The 20,533-nt window shown below is 29.3% G+C and carries 23 protein-coding genes; 7 read left to right on the top strand and 16 right to left on the bottom strand.

What is annotated here, in order from left to right:
• Positions 1 to 104 precede the first annotated feature (104 nt).
• From GQS58_RS07735 to GQS58_RS07690, 10 genes are all read right to left on the bottom strand, one after another.
• On the bottom strand, positions 105 to 779 hold the full coding sequence (locus GQS58_RS07735) for an SCO family protein (protein ID WP_166384548.1): 675 nt from the start codon (positions 777 to 779) through the stop codon (positions 105 to 107).
• Complete coding sequence (locus tag GQS58_RS07730) at positions 751 to 1,359, bottom strand: toxin-antitoxin system YwqK family antitoxin (protein WP_166384546.1); 609 nt, start codon at positions 1,357 to 1,359, stop codon at positions 751 to 753. Before GQS58_RS07730 ends, GQS58_RS07735 begins: the two co-directional genes overlap by 29 nt.
• On the bottom strand, positions 1,346 to 2,122 hold the full coding sequence (locus tag GQS58_RS07725; RefSeq protein WP_166384544.1) for a YHYH protein: 777 nt from the start codon (positions 2,120 to 2,122) through the stop codon (positions 1,346 to 1,348). Before GQS58_RS07725 ends, GQS58_RS07730 begins: the two co-directional genes overlap by 14 nt.
• A gap of 68 nt (positions 2,123 to 2,190) precedes the next feature.
• Positions 2,191 to 3,297, bottom strand: a complete 1,107-nt coding sequence (locus tag GQS58_RS07720) for a YHYH protein (protein WP_166384542.1) — start codon at positions 3,295 to 3,297, stop codon at positions 2,191 to 2,193.
• 126 nt (positions 3,298 to 3,423) lie between these two features.
• Complete coding sequence (locus GQS58_RS07715) at positions 3,424 to 4,872, bottom strand: CotH kinase family protein (protein ID WP_166384540.1); 1,449 nt, start codon at positions 4,870 to 4,872, stop codon at positions 3,424 to 3,426.
• A gap of 32 nt (positions 4,873 to 4,904) precedes the next feature.
• Positions 4,905 to 5,219 carry an EF-hand domain-containing protein gene (locus GQS58_RS07710; protein ID WP_166384538.1) on the bottom strand — a complete coding sequence of 105 codons (315 nt, stop codon included), beginning with the start codon at positions 5,217 to 5,219 and terminating at the stop codon, positions 4,905 to 4,907.
• A 169-nt stretch (positions 5,220 to 5,388) separates the two neighbouring features.
• On the bottom strand, positions 5,389 to 5,877 hold the full coding sequence (locus GQS58_RS07705) for a hypothetical protein (RefSeq protein ID WP_166384536.1): 489 nt from the start codon (positions 5,875 to 5,877) through the stop codon (positions 5,389 to 5,391).
• Between the two features lie 5 nt (positions 5,878 to 5,882).
• Positions 5,883 to 6,206, bottom strand: a complete 324-nt coding sequence (locus GQS58_RS07700) for a hypothetical protein (RefSeq protein ID WP_166384534.1) — start codon at positions 6,204 to 6,206, stop codon at positions 5,883 to 5,885.
• Positions 6,207 to 6,267: 61 nt separating this feature from the next.
• Positions 6,268 to 6,846: an RNA polymerase sigma factor gene (locus tag GQS58_RS07695; protein WP_166384532.1), complete on the bottom strand. Its 579-nt coding sequence runs from the start codon at positions 6,844 to 6,846 to the stop codon at positions 6,268 to 6,270.
• An 81-nt stretch (positions 6,847 to 6,927) separates the two neighbouring features.
• Entirely contained in the window at positions 6,928 to 7,758 is an 831-nt protein-coding gene (locus tag GQS58_RS07690; RefSeq protein ID WP_166384530.1) for a mechanosensitive ion channel family protein, read from the bottom strand.
• Between the two features lie 133 nt (positions 7,759 to 7,891).
• Here GQS58_RS07690 and GQS58_RS07685 point away from each other — a divergent pair, with 133 nt between their 5' ends.
• The 4 genes from GQS58_RS07685 (at position 7,892) to lipA (ending at position 10,973) form a co-directional block, all read left to right on the top strand.
• The gene (locus tag GQS58_RS07685; RefSeq protein WP_166384528.1) at positions 7,892 to 8,095 is read left to right on the top strand and encodes a membrane or secreted protein; all 204 of its coding nucleotides are present in this window, start codon (positions 7,892 to 7,894) and stop codon (positions 8,093 to 8,095) included.
• Between the two features lie 13 nt (positions 8,096 to 8,108).
• Entirely contained in the window at positions 8,109 to 9,212 is a 1,104-nt protein-coding gene (locus GQS58_RS07680) for a glycosyltransferase (protein WP_205860405.1), read from the top strand.
• Entirely contained in the window at positions 9,203 to 9,766 is a 564-nt protein-coding gene (locus tag GQS58_RS07675) for an RNA polymerase sigma factor (RefSeq protein WP_166384526.1), read from the top strand. Before GQS58_RS07680 ends, GQS58_RS07675 begins: the two co-directional genes overlap by 10 nt.
• A gap of 337 nt (positions 9,767 to 10,103) precedes the next feature.
• Positions 10,104 to 10,973, top strand: coding sequence for a lipoyl synthase (gene lipA, locus GQS58_RS07670; RefSeq protein WP_166384524.1), 870 nt, complete (start codon positions 10,104 to 10,106; stop codon positions 10,971 to 10,973).
• A gap of 290 nt (positions 10,974 to 11,263) precedes the next feature.
• Here the strand turns inward: lipA and pheT are convergent, their stop codons facing one another.
• The 6 genes from pheT to GQS58_RS07640 form a co-directional block, all read right to left on the bottom strand.
• Entirely contained in the window at positions 11,264 to 13,690 is a 2,427-nt protein-coding gene (pheT, locus tag GQS58_RS07665; protein WP_166384522.1) for a phenylalanine--tRNA ligase subunit beta, read from the bottom strand.
• 456 nt (positions 13,691 to 14,146) lie between these two features.
• Positions 14,147 to 14,704 (bottom strand): phosphatase PAP2 family protein, encoded by a 558-nt coding sequence (locus tag GQS58_RS07660; RefSeq protein WP_166384520.1) that lies wholly within the window; start codon positions 14,702 to 14,704, stop codon positions 14,147 to 14,149.
• 4 nt (positions 14,705 to 14,708) lie between these two features.
• Positions 14,709 to 15,872 (bottom strand): peptidylprolyl isomerase, encoded by a 1,164-nt coding sequence (locus GQS58_RS07655; protein ID WP_166384518.1) that lies wholly within the window; start codon positions 15,870 to 15,872, stop codon positions 14,709 to 14,711.
• Positions 15,873 to 15,880: 8 nt separating this feature from the next.
• Positions 15,881 to 16,609, bottom strand: a complete 729-nt coding sequence (locus GQS58_RS07650) for an FKBP-type peptidyl-prolyl cis-trans isomerase (RefSeq protein ID WP_166384516.1) — start codon at positions 16,607 to 16,609, stop codon at positions 15,881 to 15,883.
• A 2-nt stretch (positions 16,610 to 16,611) separates the two neighbouring features.
• Positions 16,612 to 17,145: a gliding motility-associated peptidyl-prolyl isomerase GldI gene (gene gldI / locus GQS58_RS07645; RefSeq protein ID WP_166384514.1), complete on the bottom strand. Its 534-nt coding sequence runs from the start codon at positions 17,143 to 17,145 to the stop codon at positions 16,612 to 16,614.
• Positions 17,135 to 18,163, bottom strand: a complete 1,029-nt coding sequence (locus GQS58_RS07640) for a DHH family phosphoesterase (protein WP_166384512.1) — start codon at positions 18,161 to 18,163, stop codon at positions 17,135 to 17,137. Before GQS58_RS07640 ends, gldI begins: the two co-directional genes overlap by 11 nt.
• Positions 18,164 to 18,566: 403 nt before the next feature.
• Between GQS58_RS07640 and GQS58_RS07635 the strand changes: the two genes are divergently transcribed.
• The 3 genes from GQS58_RS07635 to GQS58_RS17165 all read left to right on the top strand — a co-directional run bounded on the left by GQS58_RS07635 (position 18,567) and on the right by GQS58_RS17165 (position 20,349).
• The gene (locus GQS58_RS07635; protein ID WP_166384510.1) at positions 18,567 to 18,986 is read left to right on the top strand and encodes a nucleoside-diphosphate kinase; all 420 of its coding nucleotides are present in this window, start codon (positions 18,567 to 18,569) and stop codon (positions 18,984 to 18,986) included.
• Positions 18,987 to 19,207: 221 nt separating this feature from the next.
• On the top strand, positions 19,208 to 19,711 hold the full coding sequence (locus GQS58_RS07630) for a hypothetical protein (protein ID WP_166384508.1): 504 nt from the start codon (positions 19,208 to 19,210) through the stop codon (positions 19,709 to 19,711).
• Between the two features lie 392 nt (positions 19,712 to 20,103).
• A complete protein-coding gene (locus GQS58_RS17165) occupies positions 20,104 to 20,349 on the top strand; it encodes a hypothetical protein (protein ID WP_240914581.1) in 246 nt (81 codons plus the stop codon).
• The last annotated feature ends 184 nt before the right edge of the window (positions 20,350 to 20,533 follow it).

The following is a 20,533-nucleotide window of genomic DNA, read 5'->3' as shown; positions in this document are numbered from 1 at the left end:
TATTTCAGCCCCTTATAAATACTAAAAAGCAATAGATTAAGATGCTGAAACGAGTTCCGAATGACAAGCTATATTTTTTAAAATAGTGTCTTTTTTTTTAAAAATTACTGCTCTACTTGTAGCGTTTTAATATCAGCAATTAATTGTTTTACAGAATTTTTATTTAACCCATTATAAATACCTCTTATGTGTTTATTCCTATCGATAAGAATAAAGTTTTCTGTATGTAAAAAATCATCAATTCCTTTTGGTTCTCCTAAATCTTCTTCAACAAAATAAGATTTTCTACCTAAATCGTAAATTTCTTTTTTATCACCAGTTACCAAATGCCAATTTTTACCAATATTTTTATCTAAGGCATATTTTTTTAATTGCGCTACAGAATCGATAGAAGGAGTTACTGAATGAGATAACATTAAAACACTAGTATCATCTTTAAAAGCATCTTGTACAAGTGTCATGTTTTTTGTCATCATTGGGCAAATACCCGGACAAGTTGTAAAGAAAAAATCTGTTACATAAATTTTACCTTCAAATGTTTTTTGAGTGATATTTTCTCCATTTTGATCTGTTAAACTAAATTCTGGAATGGTGTGAAAAGATTTTAATTCATCACTATTAGCATCTATCCATTTTGGAGTAAAAGATGCTTCATTATAATAAGGCAAAGTATCTACTCTACTTAAAACGGTTTCTTTATTTGTGTTCTTACAACTGATTGTGGTTACTATAATCAATAATAAAAAAAATCTACTTACTATTTTCTTCAACTTTTTCATCTTTTAATTGGTAACATAAATTTGCTCTTTGTAAGCCAAAAGTTCTTCCGTTTTTAGCTTCATAATTAATATAAATTTTCCCGTTTTGCAACCAAGCTTGTTGCAAACCATTTTCTTTTCCGTCTGTTAAATTTTTCCGTTTCGCTAATTGCCCGTTTATAAACCATGTTTTTTGAATTCCATGTTTTTTTCCGTTTACATAATTAGACTCTAAATAAATATTTCCATTCTTAAAATAATGCAACTTTAAACCATGCAATTTATTTTGAACATAATGTGCTTCCATTTTTATAGTTCCATCATCAAAATATTTAAACATTTCCCCTTGCCTTTTTCCATTAAAAAAACCAGTTTTTTCAGATAAAACTTCATTCTTATTATAAGTAATAGCATAGCCATTAAAAGGTTGGTCTTTATAAAACCATTGTCCTTTTAAAGGATTCAATTTTACTTGCTCTTTAGGTATCAAAATGTTTACAATCTCTTTAGTATTTATAATAGATATGTTTTTGGTAGTTTGATTTTTACAACTACCAAAAACACATATAAATACTAAAAAAATATATTTATCTAATTGCATTAGGTGTTCCTTTATATGGGCCAGGAAAAACAAGATATCTTCCTGTTGTTGTATATAATTCGTTAATAATATGATAATGATATTCTGCTGTTGTTGTATGTTGTGTTGTACTTGTATGACCGCCAGAAGTATCTAAATCTGTTGGATATGTTCCTGTTGAGTTACATTTTCTTCCATAGATAAAAAAACCATCAGAAATAATACCATTTAATTTATCATCGTCATCAGAAAAAGCTAAAGGCTCTAAATGATAGTGATAATCTGTTGGGCCAATATGTGCACCCGAATAATCTAAACTTCCTGCTGCAGCATCTAAAGCACCATTTCCTTCTTGATCATTATAAAGATAAGCACCACTTACAGCAATACCAATTGCACCTAATTGTGTTGCTGTTGTTGCACTTGCTAAACTAGCATTTTGAGAGACCGTTAAAGTACTTGAATTATCTCTGTTAGAAGTATCAATTCTAGTTGGTGTCATTTGAGCTTCACTTGTAACTGTTGGTGCTATATATAATGGGTGACTTTCGCTCCAATAAGGAGTTTTGTGATTTGGTAAACCTGTAGTTTCTATTACTACATTTGATCCTGAAAGATAAATTGTTGTTTCGTTTTCATCAAAATCTGCAAAGGCATTATGTAATGTTCCTGTTGTTTCTTCTTGTTCTTCTTCTCCTACAACTTCATCATCTGAGCTACAAGAAACGATTCCTGTAAAAAGTATTGCTAAAAGTACTGTGATTTTAATAAATTGATTTTTCATTTTTTAATGGTTTTTTAGTGTTTTATATTTAGATGCTTAATTAAAACAAAACTTGCGTTTTATTTAAATTAATTGTGTTTAGGCACTCTTTGTCCTTGTCTTTGCCCTACATTTCCTAATTCTTCTTTGGTTAAAAAGCCATCCTTATTTTTATCTATACGATCAAAATTTTCACTTAGAGGTCCTTTTGCTTCGGCTTTACTTACTTTACTATCCTTATTAGTATCCATCATTTTTAAAATTTCGTCAAAACTTGGTTTCCCTCCTTGTTGTTGATCTCTTGATGGTCCTTTACGCTCTTGCTGAGTAACTTCTCCCATTAAACATCTACTGACATAAGGAAATTCATTTGTTACCAAATACATATATTTTCCGTTAATTGTAATTCCATTACATTCATCTAAATCTCCTGAATTTGCTACATATTCGAAGTCAGCACCAAAAGTTCCATCATGATGCCCACCAACAGAAATATCTATCGTTTCTTTTGGGTTTGTATAAGCACAATCTTCTCCTTCTCTTGTGCCGTCTAATAATTTAAAACTTGGTTTATACTTTCCGTTTTTAGAATAATACATAGGAAAACCATCGTGTGCAAAACCAATATGGACTAAATCTTTGCCAGTATCAAATTTCTCAATAACAGAAGTAGGTTTACCATGATAATGATATGCGCCTGTTGGTTGTACATGCGCATGATTATAATCTAAACCTAAGTCTATTAAAGCTTGTAAAGCTTCAACTCTATAATTTTCGCCAGTTTCACAAACTACAACTTCTGCAGTTCCTGGTTCAAACTTAACACCATTTAAAGCAACTCCTGGTTCTCTAACCCAAGTAGATTTTCCTGTATACTTTGGATTTATTGGAAATGTATACGTTCTATTTTGTGCAGAAATTGTATTCGGGTTTCCAGAATTTGGGAACTCGCCAGTTTTATGGTTTGGTAAAGCATTTGTTACCATTTTACGTTCCGATGCTTTTACAGTAACAATTGTTTTTGTTCCGTAAGTTTTATCTACTAAACTATACGAATCAAAATAATTATTTTTTTCATGCACATGTACTTCCACATTTTCATCATGACTATGAGCGTGAGTCTCTTTATTTTTTTGACTTTTACAACTAACAAACAAACCGCTTACTAGTATTGCAATAAAATATTTCTTTATCATTTTAATAAGTTTATAAAAGTTTAGATGTTTTTTTTTTGATAAAACTTGCGTTTAATATTTTATAAGAAAAAAGCTTCGCAATTTCTTACGAAGCCTTCAATCAATCGAACTCAAATTTTTAATTTATTAATCTAAATAATTTTCTACAGCAGTTTTTCTACTTGTAACATGACTTTTTAACTGGTTAACAGCAGTTTGAAATTCTGAACTATTATTTAAAAAAGTATAACCACTTATTTCTGAAGTTGCATGTTCTTCAATTAGTGAAGCATACGTGCTGTATAAATTTTGAATAGTAGTTTCATTAAATGCTCCTTCAACTACTTCTTTTACATACACATCGTATTTTGCTTTGTAAACTTCATCTTGATATAAATAACCTATTAATGGCCATTGTGCTGCATTTAATCCAGAGAAATCTAATGGTAAAGAACCGCCTTGTTTACCTTCTTGCAATGCTTCATTATTATCCCAAGGAATCCAAGTTAATTTACTTGTTGTAGGATCATTGTACATAAAATAATTATGTGTCATTCTACCATAAGTATCCCAGTTTTGTACTACAGTGTTTACAGCCAAATACTTTAAAAAGATATCTGTATTAAAAACAGCCTCTAAGCTTGCTCTCCAAGTTGCCGCATCTGTAGTTCTAGTTTCATCGTGTAAAATGGTTAATAAACTCTGTACATCAGAAAAATCTGCTTCATCCTCATTATTTTTCTTCACATATTCATCTTCATCAAAAGTAGCATTTGCAAAAGAAGCTGCATCTCCATCTGGTTTGTATAAATTTCCTTCATCCGAAGAAAATTGCGTATCTAAAACAGTATCATCTACTTCTTCTACCAAGGTATACAACCCAAAATATTGTGGGCCATCTCCGTAATCTACATAAACCGTATAAAAAGCGGTGTGAGATGCTGCTAAACCAGCATTTCTAAACACATCTGTAGCTACTTTTTCTCTTAACATAGATTTGTCATCGTAATTATTTTTAAGACTTAATTTTTTAAACCCATAAAAACGTTGATTTTTTATTTGTGGATACTCATCTTCAAATTCATCAAAATCTAATTTGAATGATAATTTTAAAATACCTGCTTGCCAACTAGATTGTAAACTAGAATTCCCTTTAAAACGCAAACCAACTCTATACCATTCTTTACCTTCATAAAACACTTCTCCAGGAACAAAAATAGGATCTATATCTGTAGTTGTAGCTCCTCCTCCTGGTTGTTGCCCACCAGGTCTTCCCGGACCACCTTGTCCGCCAGAACTAGCGTTAAAGGTTCCGTAATTTACGGCCATATCATCTAACATATTTTGCCAGCGTTCTGCTGTTATTACTAAATCTAACCTTTTTACAGTATTATCTTCAAAGACTTCGTTAAAATTCGCATCAGCATCTTTACTATGCGTTTCGGGAGTCCAATCGGTAGCATCAAAATCAGTGTCGTCTATTGTTACTATAATTTCCTCATCTTCTTTAACTTCTTCTGTAATATCATTACTTGTACACGAAAAAATACTGGTTAGTATAAATGTTGATAAAAATATGTATCTAAAATTTCTCATTATCGTTAATTTAATCAGCTTTTATTATTTTTTTAGTTTCTTGGTCTTTGTTGTCCACTTGGTTTTGGTGCTTTCTTTAATTCCTCTTTAGAAATATAACCATCTTCATTTGCGTCTATAGTAGAAAAACTTTTAGACAAAGGTCCTTTTGCTTCACTTTTAGATATTTTACCATCTTTATTCGCATCCATTTGTGTGAAAATAGTTTCTAAATTTGGACGATCACCGACTCTCTTTTGTTCTGATCTTACTGTTTTTTCTGTTGTTGCTTCTGATGATGATTTACAAGAAATTACTAGAGTTGAAATAGTAAATAATGCTGCTATAATAATGTGGTTACGTTTCATAAAATATAGTATTTAAAGTTTTTAATATTTTTAAACTAGAGATTTCTTCTCTGTTTTAACTTTAGATGTTCTTTATTTATAAAACTTGTGTACGTTAACTTTACTTTAACAAAAAAGCCTTATTAACTAAATAATAAGGCTTTTTTTAAATTGATTAAATCAATAAATTTTATCTTGGAGGTGGCGGCATACCTTCTCTTCTTGGAGGAGGATTTCTACCATCTCTTGGCGGTGCGCCTTCTCCTGCTCTTAAAGCTCTTTTTAAAATTTTATCAAACTTTTTTGTTTGCTCAACAGTACACAAAGTTCTTACACTTTTAAAAAAACGATAAACTTCTGCATCTTTTTTTGCTGATAAAACACCTATTTTACTTGTTAATGAATCTATATTAATAGCTGATTTATTAAAAGAATTAAATAAAATATCTTTTTGCTTTCTAGTTTCTTCTTCTAAACTTCTCATAAAATCTCTATGAGTTTTATCTAATTCTTTAAATTTTTCAGCTTGAGAGTCCGTAAAATTTAATTGCGTAGTTAAGAAATTATTTTTCTGATGATCTCTTTGGTTTTCATGAGGTTTCGTTACCAACATAAAAATTAATACGCCATTTAAAAGTATTAATAAAAACAATAAAATAGGAAGTAATTTTGATTTCATATCTTTTAATTTAAAATTGAATCATTATCCGTTTGTAAAGAATAATCTTGTGCAAAAAGTTCAATGTCTGATGTTGTACTTGTACTTTCTTGAAAATTATTAAAAGCATAGAAAATAGTTCCGAAATTTAGCAACAACACAATACTTACCGTTGCCAATTGCAATTGCGGCGTAAACCAAGAAAAAATAGATTGCTTCACTTCTTTTTCTTCATTTAGTTTTTGCAGAACTTTATGCTTAAAAAAATGATTTACGTCTACTTTTTCTATCGTTTCTAATGCTTTAAAAGTAGCTGCTACTTGCTGATTAATATCTTCTTTATTTTTCATACTTATTTGTTCTTAAAACAATTACTATTTATTTAGATGCTAGAAATCTTAAAAACTTGCGTTAGTTTTCTAATTTATAAAAATTTTCTAATTTAACTTGTAAATTTTTCTTAGCTCTAAACATTAAAGACTCTACAGATGATAAACTTTTACCTGTAATTTCTACAATTTCTTGATAGCTTTTATCATCAATCTTTGCCAAAGTAAAAACCACTCTTTGCGCTTCTGGCAAGGTATTTATCGCCTTAAAAATAATTGCTGATTTTTCTTTATTCTCTAATAAAATTCCCGGGTGGTTTACCTCTGTAAAATAACTAGTTTTATCTAAAGGAATTTCATTACCTAAGATTGTTTGCATAAATGCAAATCTCTTTTTCGTATTTTTTTTTCTAATAAATTCTAAGCACTTATTTGTGGCTATCTTATAAATCCAAGTAGAAAGTTTAGAATCTCCTTTAAATTTATGTATCGATTTAAAAACTTCTAAAAAAACTTCTTGCGCAACATCTTCTGCATCTTCTTTATTTGGGATAAAAGAAATACAGGTACCAAAAACTTTCTGCTGATAATCATCTAAAAGTTGACTAAATGCAGACTGTTTTCCAGCTGTTAATTGCGTTATAAAATCTTGTTCGTTCAAAGAGTATTTTATCAAAAAAGTAAACATACAAAAAAAGACTGCTTGTTAAAACAGTCTTTTCTAAATATATGTAATTATAAATTATTTTGTCATCGTTACAACACGCTGCGGTAAAGGAGCTTCGTAACCTGCATTCCCTAATGCTTCTACAATTTCTTGTCTTGTGTCCCAATAAACATCCCAATAGTTTTCGCAATTAGCATACGGTAAAGCCAATAACTCAACACTATTTTGGCCTAAATTATTAACAGCAACTCTAGGTACATTTGTTCCTATTTGCAAAACATTTTTATCTTTTTTAAGAACATCTAATACAATCTCTTTTGCTTTTGCAATATCCGAACCATATCTAATAGCAAACGGCATGTCTATACGTAAGTTTCCTATTTTAGTTAAGTTGGTAATTTTATTAGAAGTAATTGCCGAATTTGGTATAATCTCCGTTTCATTTTGAAACGTTTCTATAACCGTTACAAAAACAGAAATTTCTTTTACAAAACCAAAGGCTCCGTTTGTTTTAATTAAATCGCCCACCTTAAAAGGTTTAAAAATAAGTAACATTATTCCAGATGCAATATGCCCTAAAGAACCATTAAAAGCAGCACCAATTGCCAAACCAACACCTGCTAATAAAGCTGCAAAAGAAGCCATTGGCAAACCAACAATACCTGCTATAGAGATAATTAACAATAACTTTAAAAGAAAACCAATAGTTGTTAATAGAAACGGTTGTAAAGTTTCATCTAATTTTGTTCTTTCAAATGCTTTAGAAATTCCTTTCATTATCATTCTAATAATCCAAAGGCCAATAATTAAAGCTGCAAGAGCTCCTATTAATTGAAGTCCCCAATCTCCTAAACCAGCAGATATTGAATTGTAAAAATTTTTTAAAGAGTCTGTAGTTGTATCCATAATACTATGTTTAATTTGTTAATTATATTCATAATTTTGACACATCTAACTTTAAAAAGTCACTTTATAAATATCTCATATTGTTTTTTAAGAAAGCTTAAGAATTTGTACCTTTGTAGATCAAATTTTTATTATGAAATTATTATTTCTTACTTTAGGTTTATTAGCACTTGCAGTGGCAGGAATTGCTATAAAAATATGGGCAAAAAAAGATGGTAAATTTGCAGGTACTTGTGCAAGCCAAAACCCAATGTTAAACAAATCAGGAGAATCTTGTGGTTTTTGTGGAAAAAGCCCAGATCAATTTGATACTTGCGAAGACACCGAACATAACTAACTCTCGTTTTTAAATGATATTAACTGTACTCTTCTACTCTTTTGTAGTATTTACAGCAATACAAATTATTTATTATCTTCTTTTTTCTTCTTTTTTATTTAAAAATAAAAAGGATAAAAAAACTGACTTAGATATTCCTATAACTGTAATTGTCTGTGCCAAAAATGAAGCTCAAAATTTACAAGATTTCTTACCTTCTATTTTAAATCAAGATTATTCAAATTTTGAACTTGTTTTAATAAATGATGCTTCTTCTGACGAAACATTAGAAGTAATGGAATCTTTTAAAAAAGAGCATTCGAATATTAAAGTGATTAATGTAGAAAATATAGAAGCCTTTTGGGGTAATAAAAAATATGCCTTAACTTTAGGTATAAAGGCGGCTAAAAATGAACACCTCTTATTTACAGATGCAGATTGTAAACCTGTATCTAAACTTTGGATTTCTGAAATGGCTAAAAACTTTCATGAAGAAAAAACAATTGTTATAGGATATGGAAAGTATAAGAAAGAAAAATCATTTGTAAATCTATTTGTTCGTTTCGAAACTTTGTTAACTGCAATACAATATTTTAGTTATGCAAAACTAGGATCTCCATATATGGCCGTTGGCCGAAACTTAGCCTACCATAGATCTGAGTTTTTTAATGTAAAAGGTTTTATAAACCATATGCACATAAGATCTGGCGATGATGACTTGTTTATTCAAGATGCTGCAAATAAAGAAAACACTACTTTTTCCATCTCTAAAAAAAGTTTTACAGAATCTATTGCGCCTACCAGTTTTACCGAATGGTTTCGACAAAAAAGAAGACATATTTCTACAGCCAAACATTACAAAACACAACATAAATTCTTTTTAGGTTTATTCTTTGTTTCTAAAGTATTGTTTTACCTTTTAGCAATTTCATTGTTTGTCTTTTATCCTTGGAAACCTGTTTTAGCAATATTTTTAACGTATTATATAGTTCAATTTATTGTTATTGGTTTTTCTGCTAAAAAATTAAAAGAACCTGGAATCATTTATTTATTGCCTTTTTTAGAAATTGGGTTACTAATATTTCAATTTTCGATATTTATCACTAATTTGTCGTCAAAACCAAATCATTGGAAATAGACGATACTAAACTTACTATTAATATTACAAAAGCTAAAAGTGGAAATCAATCTGCATTTAGATACTTATTGGATACCTATTGGTCTGCTGTTTATAATTATCAATTAAAAAGAACAAAAAGCGAAAACGAAGCAGAAGACATTACGATACAAACGTTCTCTAAAGCTTTTGATAAAATTAATACTTTTGATGATCAGTATGCTTTTAAGACGTGGCTAATTACCATTTCTAAGAATGTTCATATAGATTTATTACGTAAGAAAAATAGATCTATTGCAACAGAAACCTCTAAAGAACAAGAAGAAAAGGCTTATTTAGTAGTAGATGAAAGTCCAACACCAGAAGATAAAATTATTACAGAACAAAATTTAGCGAAGTTGTTAAGAGATATCAAACAATTAAAACCTAAATACCAAGAAGTAATTCAGTTGCGTTATTTTCAAGAACTTTCTTACAAAGAAATTTCAGTACAAATTAACGAACCAATGAACAACGTAAAGGTAAAGTTATTACGAGCCAAAAAATTGTTAGCAGAGATTATTAAGAAATCTTAAATTAACAAAAATATTTGCTGTAAATAATAAAATCCATTTTATTATTTGTCTAGAAAATAGCTATAATTTGTCTATTAAGTTATTACATAAAAAAACACTTTTCTTTCTAAAAAAGGGAAAAAAATTAAGGTTAACTATCGTTATTTCTTTAATTTTATTTTTAATATTTAAAGCTATATTTTGTGATTTTAAAAACTTTAAAGTTAGAATATCAGGTGGTTTAAAAAAAAACGGCTATACCTTAATTATTCAAAGTAAACAGACTAATTACTTAGAAGTTTTAACCATTCATTTTTACTTTTTCCTTTGTATCTTTGCTTTTTAATTTAGAGATAAAATGGCAATAGAATCCGTAATACTTCCAGAAAAACTTAAAAAACCAAAATGGTTACGTGTAAAATTACCGGTTGGTAAAAAATACACTGAACTAAGAACTTTGGTAGATAAATATAAACTAAATACTATTTGTACCAGTGGTAGCTGTCCTAACATGGGAGAATGTTGGGGAGAAGGAACTGCAACATTTATGATTTTAGGAAATACCTGTACTCGTTCTTGTGGTTTTTGTGGTGTAAAAACCGGAAGACCAGATACTGTAGAATGGGATGAACCAGAAAAAGTAGCACGTTCTATAAAATTAATGAGTATAAAACATGCTGTAATTACTTCTGTAGATAGAGACGATTTAAAAGATGGTGGTTCTATTATTTGGGCAGAAACTGTGGATGCAATTCGTAGAGCAAACCCAAATACAACTTTAGAAACTTTAATTCCAGATTTTCAGGGAAACACAAAACAGATTGATAGAGTTATAGAAGTACACCCAGAAGTAGTTTCTCATAATATGGAAACTGTTAGAAGGTTGACTCGTGAAGTTAGAATACAAGCAAAATACGATAGAAGTTTAGGTGTTTTAAAATACTTAAAAGAAAACGGAATGCGAACTAAAACTGGTTTAATGCTAGGTTTAGGTGAAAAGGAAGAAGAGGTTATACAAACCATGAAAGATTTACGTGCAGTAAATTGTGATATTATTACTATTGGTCAGTATTTACAACCTACAAAAAAACATTTACCTGTTAAAGAATTTATAACTCCAGATCAGTTTAAAAAATACGAAACTCTAGGTTTAGAAATGGGCTTTATGTTTGTAGAAAGTGGTGCTTTGGTGCGTTCTTCTTACAAGGCACACAAACACGCGGTATAAGTATTTTTAAGTTGATAATAAATTAGCAAAAATGCTTATAATTTTACATAAAAAACGAATAAAATTTAACGATTCTCAGTATAGAGTCGTTTTTTTATTAAATTAATATAAAAATCATATTTAATTAACATATTATCATATAATACACTATTTTTGCACTCGCTTGAAAGAGCGCTATTAAAAACAACTTTGTAAACTGTTTTTGATGTACTTATTTGAATTAGTGAATAAAAAAACCATCTCAATTGAGATGGTTTTTTTTATGAAAATTAATAAAAGAAATTTTTAAATTACCTTAAAACAGCCTCTAAGTTTTTCTCAAAAGATTGCTGTAATTTTTGCATTATTTTATCTATTTGTTTGTCTGCTAAAGTTTTTGTTTCATCTTGTAATAAGAAACTAACTGCATACGATTTTTTTCCTTTTGGTAATTTATCACCTTCGTAAACATCAAATAAATCTACTTCTTTTAAGATGCTTTTTTCCGCTTGAAAAGCTAAATTATACACTTCATTAAAAGACACTTTAGAGTCTAATAACAAGGCTAAATCTCGTTTTACAATAGGGAATTTAGATAATTCACTTACCTTAACATTCTTATTACCTACTAATTTTAAAATAGTATCCCAATTAAAGTCTGCAAATAAAACCTCTTGCTTAATTCCGAATTCTTTTAATAAAGAAGCTTTAACTACACCAAATTCAACTAATTTTATTTTTCCTAAACCAAAAGAAATTCCTTCAGAAAAAATATCTTGTTTAGATGGAGACGATTTTATTTTATCTATACCTAACCTACTTAATAATGACGTTATAACACCTTTTAAGTAAAAGAAATCTGTAGTTTTACTAGCAACACTCCAGCTTTCTTTAGATCTGTTACCAGTAACAAAAAGCGTTAAGTGTTTATTTTCTTCATATTTATCTGCGTATTTATGATACGTTTTACCAAATTCAAAGAATTGTAATGAATTATTTTTTCTGTTAATATTATAACTTACAGACTCTAAACCACTAAATAATAAAGACTGACGTAGCACTTTTAAATCGTTGCTTAACGGATTTAACATTTCTACATTTGCTTCTTCATTAATATTCTCAGACAAAGCAGTATACTCTGGCTTTGTTAAAGAATTTGCCATCGTTTCATTAAAACCTAAAGCACTTAATTGGTTTGCAATAACGTTTTCTATCTTTGTTTCTTTATTAGAATCATAAGAAATAGATGTATTTAGTTTGTGAGAAAACTCAATATTATTGTAACCATATACTCTTAAAATTTCTTCAATAATATCTGCTTCACGCTGTACATCTGTTCTATAAGAAGGTATTGTTAAGCCAAGACCACCATTTGTTTCACTATTTATTTTAATTTCTAATGAAGCTAAAATATTTTTAATGGTTTCTTTTGGAATCTCTTGACCAATTAAACGATACACGTTATCGTAAGACAAAAAGACTTGAAAATCTTCTATTCTAACAGGATAAAAGTCAGAAATATCTGAAGCTAATTTACCACCTGCATATTCTTCAATTAATAAAGCTGCTCTTTTTAAAGCATATTCTGTTGTATTAATATCTATTCCACGTTCAAAACGGAAAGATGCATCTGTATTTAAAGCATGTCTTTTGGCTGTTTTACGAACACTAACAGGATTAAAGTAAGCACTTTCTAAAAATATAGATGTTGTATGGTCTGTAACTCCAGAATGTAAACCTCCAAAAACACCTGCAATGCAAAGAGGATTAGAATCTCCATCACAAATCATAATATCTTCGGCAGATAATTCTCTTTCAACTTCATCTAAAGTGGTAAACTTAGTACCGGCTTCTAATGTTTTTACAAGTATTTTATTTCCTTTTATTTTCTGAGCATCAAACGCATGCAAAGGTTGCCCAAGTTCATGTAAAACATAATTTGTAATATCTACAATATTGTTTTTAGGTATTATGCCAATAGCCTTTAACCTATTTTGAATCCATTCTGGCGAATCTTTTACTTCTATATCTGTAATAGTGATACCACAATAACGTGGAGTTGATTCTTTATTTTCTACTTCTACATCTATACGCAACGTTCTTTCATCTACATGAAAATTACTTACAGAAGGAGATATCAATTCTAATTTAAGATCTTTTTGAATTAAACCTGCTCTTAAGTCTCTAGCTACACCAAAATGGCTCATTGCATCAGACCTATTTGGGGTTAACCCTATCTCAAAAACATAATCTGTTTCTATTTTAAAAACTTCTGCAGCAGGCGTTCCTTCTTTTAGGTTATCATCTAACACTAAAATTCCGTCATGACCTTTACCTAAACCTAATTCGTCTTCGGCACAAATCATTCCATGACTTTCTTCTCCCCTAATCTTCCCTTTTTTTATTTTAAAGCCGTCACCTTTATCATCATATAAAGTAGTTCCAATAGTTGCAACTGGCACTTTTTGTCCTGCAGCAACGTTAGGCGCTCCACAAACAATTTGTACGGGATTTTCTAGACCTAAATCTACTGTAGTTATTTTTAAACGATCTGCGTTAGGATGCTGTATACAAGTTAAAACCTTACCAACAACAATTCCTTTTAAACTTCCTTTTATAGATTCTTTGGTTTCAATTCCTTCCACCTCTAATCCTAAATCAGTTAACAATTCTCCTGTTTTAACAGGCTCCCAATCTATCTGCAAAAATTGTTGTAACCAATTGTATGATATTTTCATATTATTTTTTTCCGGGTTTGTTAACTGCAAATTTACTTAAAATCTACTTTTTATCATCCTTTTTAATTCTAAAAACGCAAGTTTATTTTTAATATTTCTAAAATAAATTTTCATGCGTCTTTAAATCTTAATAATGTTGTAGAAAACACTGAATTACCAACTACTTTCTAGCAAATATTTTATTTCTGAAGAGCACCAATTATAGCCTCTTTTTTTAGTTTAAGATCTGTAATTAAAAAAAATTGCTACTTCTAAAGTTTAAATGTATTTTGATTACATTTTTTTTATTAAAAACAAAAATTAGTGCGTGAAAAAAGTTATAATAACTTAATTACACCACTAATTATGCATTTACAAAACTGGTTTCTAATATTTTAAATTGAAGAATTTATTGCATGGCTTTTTTTCGATAATTATCGAAAAAAACACTAAATAAAGTAAGTATCTTGTCTAATTTTATTTAAATATTTTTTTATCTACCTTCTTAAAAAAGAAGTAATAAATATAAGCAAGAGTAATACCAACTAAGGCTCCTACAATAATATCAATAGGAAAATGCACACCTAAATACAACCTACTATAAGCGAAAATTAATGGCCAAAATAAGATAAAGTAGATATACTTGTATTTATCTTTTAAAAGTAACACTACAAAAACAGAGAAAAAAGTTGATGTAGAAGAATGACCAGAGGTAAAACTATAACTCTGAGGAGTAATTAAAGTTCTTAATAAGTGTTTTATTTCTGGATCGTTATTAGGTCTTAAACGTTGGACATTATTTTTAATTAAGTTGGTAAATTGGTCTGAAAATGCAACCAATAAAATCATGGAAAAAATCATAAATCCACCCTGTTTCCAACCATAAGCTTTAATGGTTAAATAAAAAATAAGAATAAACAATGGGCTCCAATAAAGTTGATTGGTAATTACCAACCAAAACGGATCCCATTGCTCACTCCCTAAACTGTTTAAGAAAATTAATAGATTTTTATCTAAATGTATAATATCTTCCATCTAATTATTTTCCTATTTTTAAAACTTCAACTTCAAAAACTAAATCAGATTTTGCAGGGAAAGGTCCGTATTTTTCTTCACCATACCCTAAATAGTAAGGTATAAATAAACGTACTTTTTCACCTTCATTCATGGTTAATACACCTTCTTTAAAACCAGCAATCATAGGTCTTTGAACATCATTTAACTGACATACAAAAGGCGTACTACTAGTTTCTGCTGTAGATTGAATCTTTTGCCCATCTGCAGTATACAATGTATAATTAATAGACAAAGGTTTGTTGTCTACTATTTTTTTACCAGAAGTTTTCTTTAGTTTTAATATTCGAAGTCCAGAAGATGTTTTCTTTGCTTTCGCTTCATCCATTTCTTCTAAAAAAGCTGCTTTTTCAACTAAATAATTAGCATATCTTGCTTTTTCTACTTCATCTTCTGCTTTCTTTTTATTTTTTTCTAAGTTTTCAAAATCTCCTAACTGGGTATCAAAAACTTCTGCAGCATTAAAATTATTTGCTTCAGTACCTAGTTTAAGAATCTTTACAGATAAAATAGTATCTTTTTGTACGATACTATTTACAACAGACATTCTTGTAGAATCTATTGCTCTATTTAACTGTAAAGAATCTTTAATTTTACTTTTTAATTCTTTTAATTGAAGTGTGTTTATTATTGTTTTACCAAATACAGCGTGTTTACCATCTAAATGCGGAATTGGTTTATGAGTAATAAAAAACTGAGTATTATTGGTTGTTGGTCCTGCATTTGCCATAGAAAGAATCCCTTTATCATCATGTCTGTACATTAAATCTCCATCTTCACTTTTTGGAAATTCATCACCAAAAACATAACCTGCATCTTTTCTTCCTTTAGCTGTAAAACCACCACCCTGAATTACAAAATTATCTACCACTCTATGAAAAATAACACCTTCATAAAAGTCTTTACCTTTTAAAGAATCTACTAACTTACTATTTGTTCCTTCTACAAGAGAAACAAAATTAGCAACTGTCATTGGTACATCTTCTGCATATAATTTTACTAAAATTTCTCCTTTATTGGTTAAAATTTCAGCATAAACTCCATCATCAAGTCCTTTGTACTTTTCTGGTGTAGTGCTACATGCAGTTAATAAAACAACAAATGCTATTAAGTATTTTAAATTCTTCATTCAGGATATTATTTTGTAATTTCTAATAATTCTACTTCAAAAATTAATGTAGAAAAAGGCTTAATATCTGCACCTTTTTGTTGTGCTCCGTAAGCTAATTCTTGAGGAATAAAAAATTTGTATTTAGAACCAACACTCATTAATTGTACACCTTCTGTCCAACCTTTAATTACTTGGTTTAATCCAAATTCTGCTGGTGTACCTCTTTCTACAGAGCTATCAAATACTTTACCTTCTATGTTCGTTCCATGATAATGAACTTTAACTTTAGTAGTTGGTCCTTCTGGCTTGTCTCCGTTACCTTCTTTTAAAACAATGTATTGTAAACCACTATCTGTAGTAATTACTCCTTCTTTTGTTTTGTTTTCTGCTAAAAAGTCAATTCCTGCTTTTTTATTTTCTCCAAACTTAGCTTCTGCTTCATTAGCTGCTTTTTCTTGCTGCTCTTTCATTTCTGCTGCTTGTTTCTTTTGAAAATATGGGCTTATTACAGACTGAATATCTTTAATGTCTATTAATAAATTAGTAGAATCTAAACCATTTCTAATAGCCTGTGTAAGAATATCTTTATTTACTTCATCGAAACCTGTTTTTAATTGACCAGACATACTTAACCCAATTGCATAACTAACAGAATCTATTTCTGTTTCTAAAGATTTTACTTCTTTTACTTGGTTATCACAAGATACCATAGATGCAACAACTGCTAATGCTAAAACACTTTTTACTACTTTCATTTTTACTTATTTATATTGATTAATGTTACTGTACTCTTAATTGATTGATTAATTCCTATTTTATTTCCATCTCCAGAAATGCCATAAGCACTATAAGACGGAATGACAAATGTAATGGTTTCTCCAACTTTCATCAACTTTATTCCTACTTGAAGTGCAGAAATAAAATCTTCTTTATCTACTCTGTATTCTTTTGTACCTAATTCTGCCTCACTATAGATTATATTACCTTGCAAATCAGCCACATTATACGTTATTGTTGCAATATCTCCTACTTGTGGAGTTGGAGCGTTTTCTGCTACTTTGTTAATATAGGCATACCAAAATCCATTAGGAGAAACTTGAAACGTTTTTGTAGAATCTTTTTTAATAATATCTAAAACCTTAGCCTCTTCTAAAGCGTTTAGCTTTATAGATTCATTAATGGTTTCTTTTAATATAGTTGTAGAATTCTTAGGATTAATAGGTCTTCTAGGTGCTATTTTAGAACAGCCTAAACATAAAATTAACGTAAGAACTAAAATTTTAATTTTCATAAGATGCTTCTAATTCTTTTTGATATTGTGGTAATAAACTAACAAATTTGGTCACGGTCTCTGCCATGGAAGCATCAGACCTTCCTCCTGCTGCATTATCATGTCCGCCTCCAGAAAAATGATTTCTAGAAAACTGATTTACAGAAAAAGCACCTTTAGAACGGAAAGAAATTTTAACCATTCCTTGCTCACTATCTTCTATAAAAATTGCGGCAAAAATAATTCCTTTTAAAGAAAGTGCATAGTTTACAACACCTTCTGTATCTCCTTTCTGAAAATCGAATCTCTTTTTTTCTTCCGAAGACAATGTAATATACGCTGTATTGTACGTTGGTAAAATTTGTAAATTACTTAATGCTTGCCCTAATAACAACAATCTATTATAAGAATTAGCATCATATACATTATTATGTATTTTATCATTTTTTGCACCTTTATCTATTAAAGCTGCAATAATTCTGTGCGTAGTACTTGTGGTAGATCTAAAGCGAAAAGACCCCGTATCTGTCATGATACCGGTATATAAACAAGTAGCAATGTCTGCATCAATTAAATCTAAATCGGCATTCATTTCTATAAATTGATACACCATTTGGCTTGTAGAGCAAATAGTAACATCTGAATACATATATTTTACATCATCTGGTTGTTGATGATGGTCTATCATAGCAAAATCGTTGGGATATTTTTCTAACGTTTTTTGCATATCAGAACCTACTCTATGTAATGTATTAAAATCTAAAAGAAAAATAAGATCTGATGCATTAATTGCTTTTTGAGATTGATTATTTTGCCAATCGAAACGATATGTGGTTTTTGAACCAGGCAACCAATGTAGAAATTCTGGATATTCATTGGGCACAACAACAGTTGCATTGTGTCCTTTTTTATCTAAATAATGTTTTAAAGCTAATGTAGATCCCATAGCATCTCCATCTGGATTTCTATGCCCTATAATTACAATATTTCTCGATGTGTCAAGAAAGCTCTTTAACTCTTCAAATCCTTTTAAAATCATAAGATGCGAAGATACAATTTAATAACATTGTTCAAAATATATTTTCTTTTACATTTCTGTTAAAATAAACCCATTTAGTCTTAAAATTTAACAATTGGAATCTACCTTTTAGTTGTTTTTATTTAGAATATTGGGCATCTTCTAATGAAACTTACCACAATAACATCAATTACTTTACTTATAGCCAACTTATAAATCCCTACAATAATTTCCTCTAAAAAAACGGACAAACACATATTACAAAATGTAGTTTTAGACTTATAAAATTCATTTTTAAGAAAAAAGAAATCGCCCTAGAAATGTTAGGTAAAAACAATAAATTACAACAAGAATTCACACAAGTTTGCCCTTAACTTGCAATTAACATTAAATAATGTACTTTTGCAAAAATATAAAAAATAGAATGGCAACAAATAGAACATTTACAATGCTGAAACCAGATGCTGTAGAAAACGGACATACTGGAGCAATTTTAGACAAAATTAACGCTGCTGGATTTAGAATTGTAGCTTTAAAGAAAACTCAAATGACACAAGCAGATGCAGAAACTTTTTATGCTGTACATAATGAGCGTCCGTTTTTTGGTGAGTTAGTAGAATTTATGACACGTGGACCAATTGTGGCTGCAATCTTAGAAAAAGAAAATGCTGTAGAAGATTTTAGAACCTTAATTGGTGCTACAAACCCTGCGGATGCTGCTGAAGGAACTATTAGAAAATTATACGCAACTTCTATGGGAGAAAATGCTGTACATGGTTCTGATTCTGATGAAAATGCACAAATTGAAGGAAATTTTCACTTTTCTGGAAGAGAGCAGTTTTAAGGATTTATAAAATTCTTAATCAAATATTTTAAAGAAACTCGTAACGTAATTGTTACGAGTTTTTTTTGTTTGAAACTTTTAGTTTGTATCTAAACGAATTTTTAGATAATTCAATAAATAAATTATCTTTACAGGATAACAGTAATATATAATGACACTATATCTAGATAATTTTACGGATATGAATAGTAAAAGTTACTATATAACGAGTTCTACGCAATTTGACCAAACCAACGAAAATTGTTCTTAAATTTAAAATTTTAGATTTTAAAAAAAGAAAAAGTGAAACCGAATTTGAAACAGAATTAGAATTGGAGAAATGGTTGAAAGACAATTGTTATCCTATGAACGAATATAGTATAAATGGAAATTTCATTTACGAAGGTTGTGGACTTAAAAATAATGGTGGAATTTATCAGTGGTATTTTATCGAACGTGTAGTAAAAACGACTATTAAATATTTCTCAACGGAAAAAGATGCTGTAAAATATGCTTTGAAAGAAATTAAGGCGGACGAACACGCAAAACTAAATCAAATCGGAATTTATAAAGAAAAAGAAGAAATTGAGAGAATAATATCTGAACTTGAAAAAAGAGAAGTGGAATATTCTACTGACAAAATTCCTTATGGCGGAATAAATGATTGGAGAACTCGAATTTTTGTAAGTGGTTGCGAAATTAAAAAAGTTGAGGATTTAATTCAAAATGAAGAAAAAACTACGTAGAACACCGTATAAACTTTATTGCTGGTTTTGGCTCACTTAGGAAATTCCTCCGGAATTTCGCCGTTCGTATTTTATTTACTAAATTCACTGCTTAAACAACGCAACAAAGCTTATACAACAACGTTAGGGCACATAAAAACGATGAAGCGTCCTAAAATAGGTTGACTAAAAATTAAACATTTAATTATAGTCACTTATGAAAACACAAAAAGAACACTGGCGAAAAAAAAAGCTATGAAAAAGTAACTTTAGAACTCAAATTATTCTTCGTTGACCAAATTCAGAATGGACAGATTTCCACAAACTTTGCTTCCAAAAAATATGATGTTCCTAGAACTACAATTGGGTATTGGATCAAAAAATATAGTACTTTATTCCAACAAAATACTGGTATGAGTAAATTAGATGAGATTAAAAAACTAAAGGAACGTATTGAAGAATTGGAGTTTGTAAAGGAATTTCAGCAAGATATTATTGCTGATATGGAAATCATTACTGGAGTCGATTTGTCAAAAAAGTCGTTACCCAAAACATTAGCAAAAGAGATAGAACTAAAGAAGAAAAACATTTTAAAAGAAAATGGTTCTATCAATGTTTTGGGATTAGTAAACAAGCCTTCTACAAAAGAGAAAAAGTAAAACAATGCAAAGCTATAAACGACACTAAAATAATTACGATGGTCAAAGAATATCGTAAAAAAGTAAGCTCCAGAACTGGGGGTAAAAAACTCTATAAAGAACTTAAAAATCAGTTGATAGAACAAGAAATTAAAATCGGTAGAGATAAGTTTTTTGATGTATTAAGACTGCATAATTTACTCGT

It is taken from the genome of Polaribacter sp. 11A2H, from assembly GCF_011379025.1.
Taxonomy (GTDB): Bacteria; Bacteroidota; Bacteroidia; order Flavobacteriales; family Flavobacteriaceae; genus Polaribacter.
Note: the sequence above shows the minus strand (reverse complement) of the source record. Positions and strands in the feature narration are given on the sequence as shown.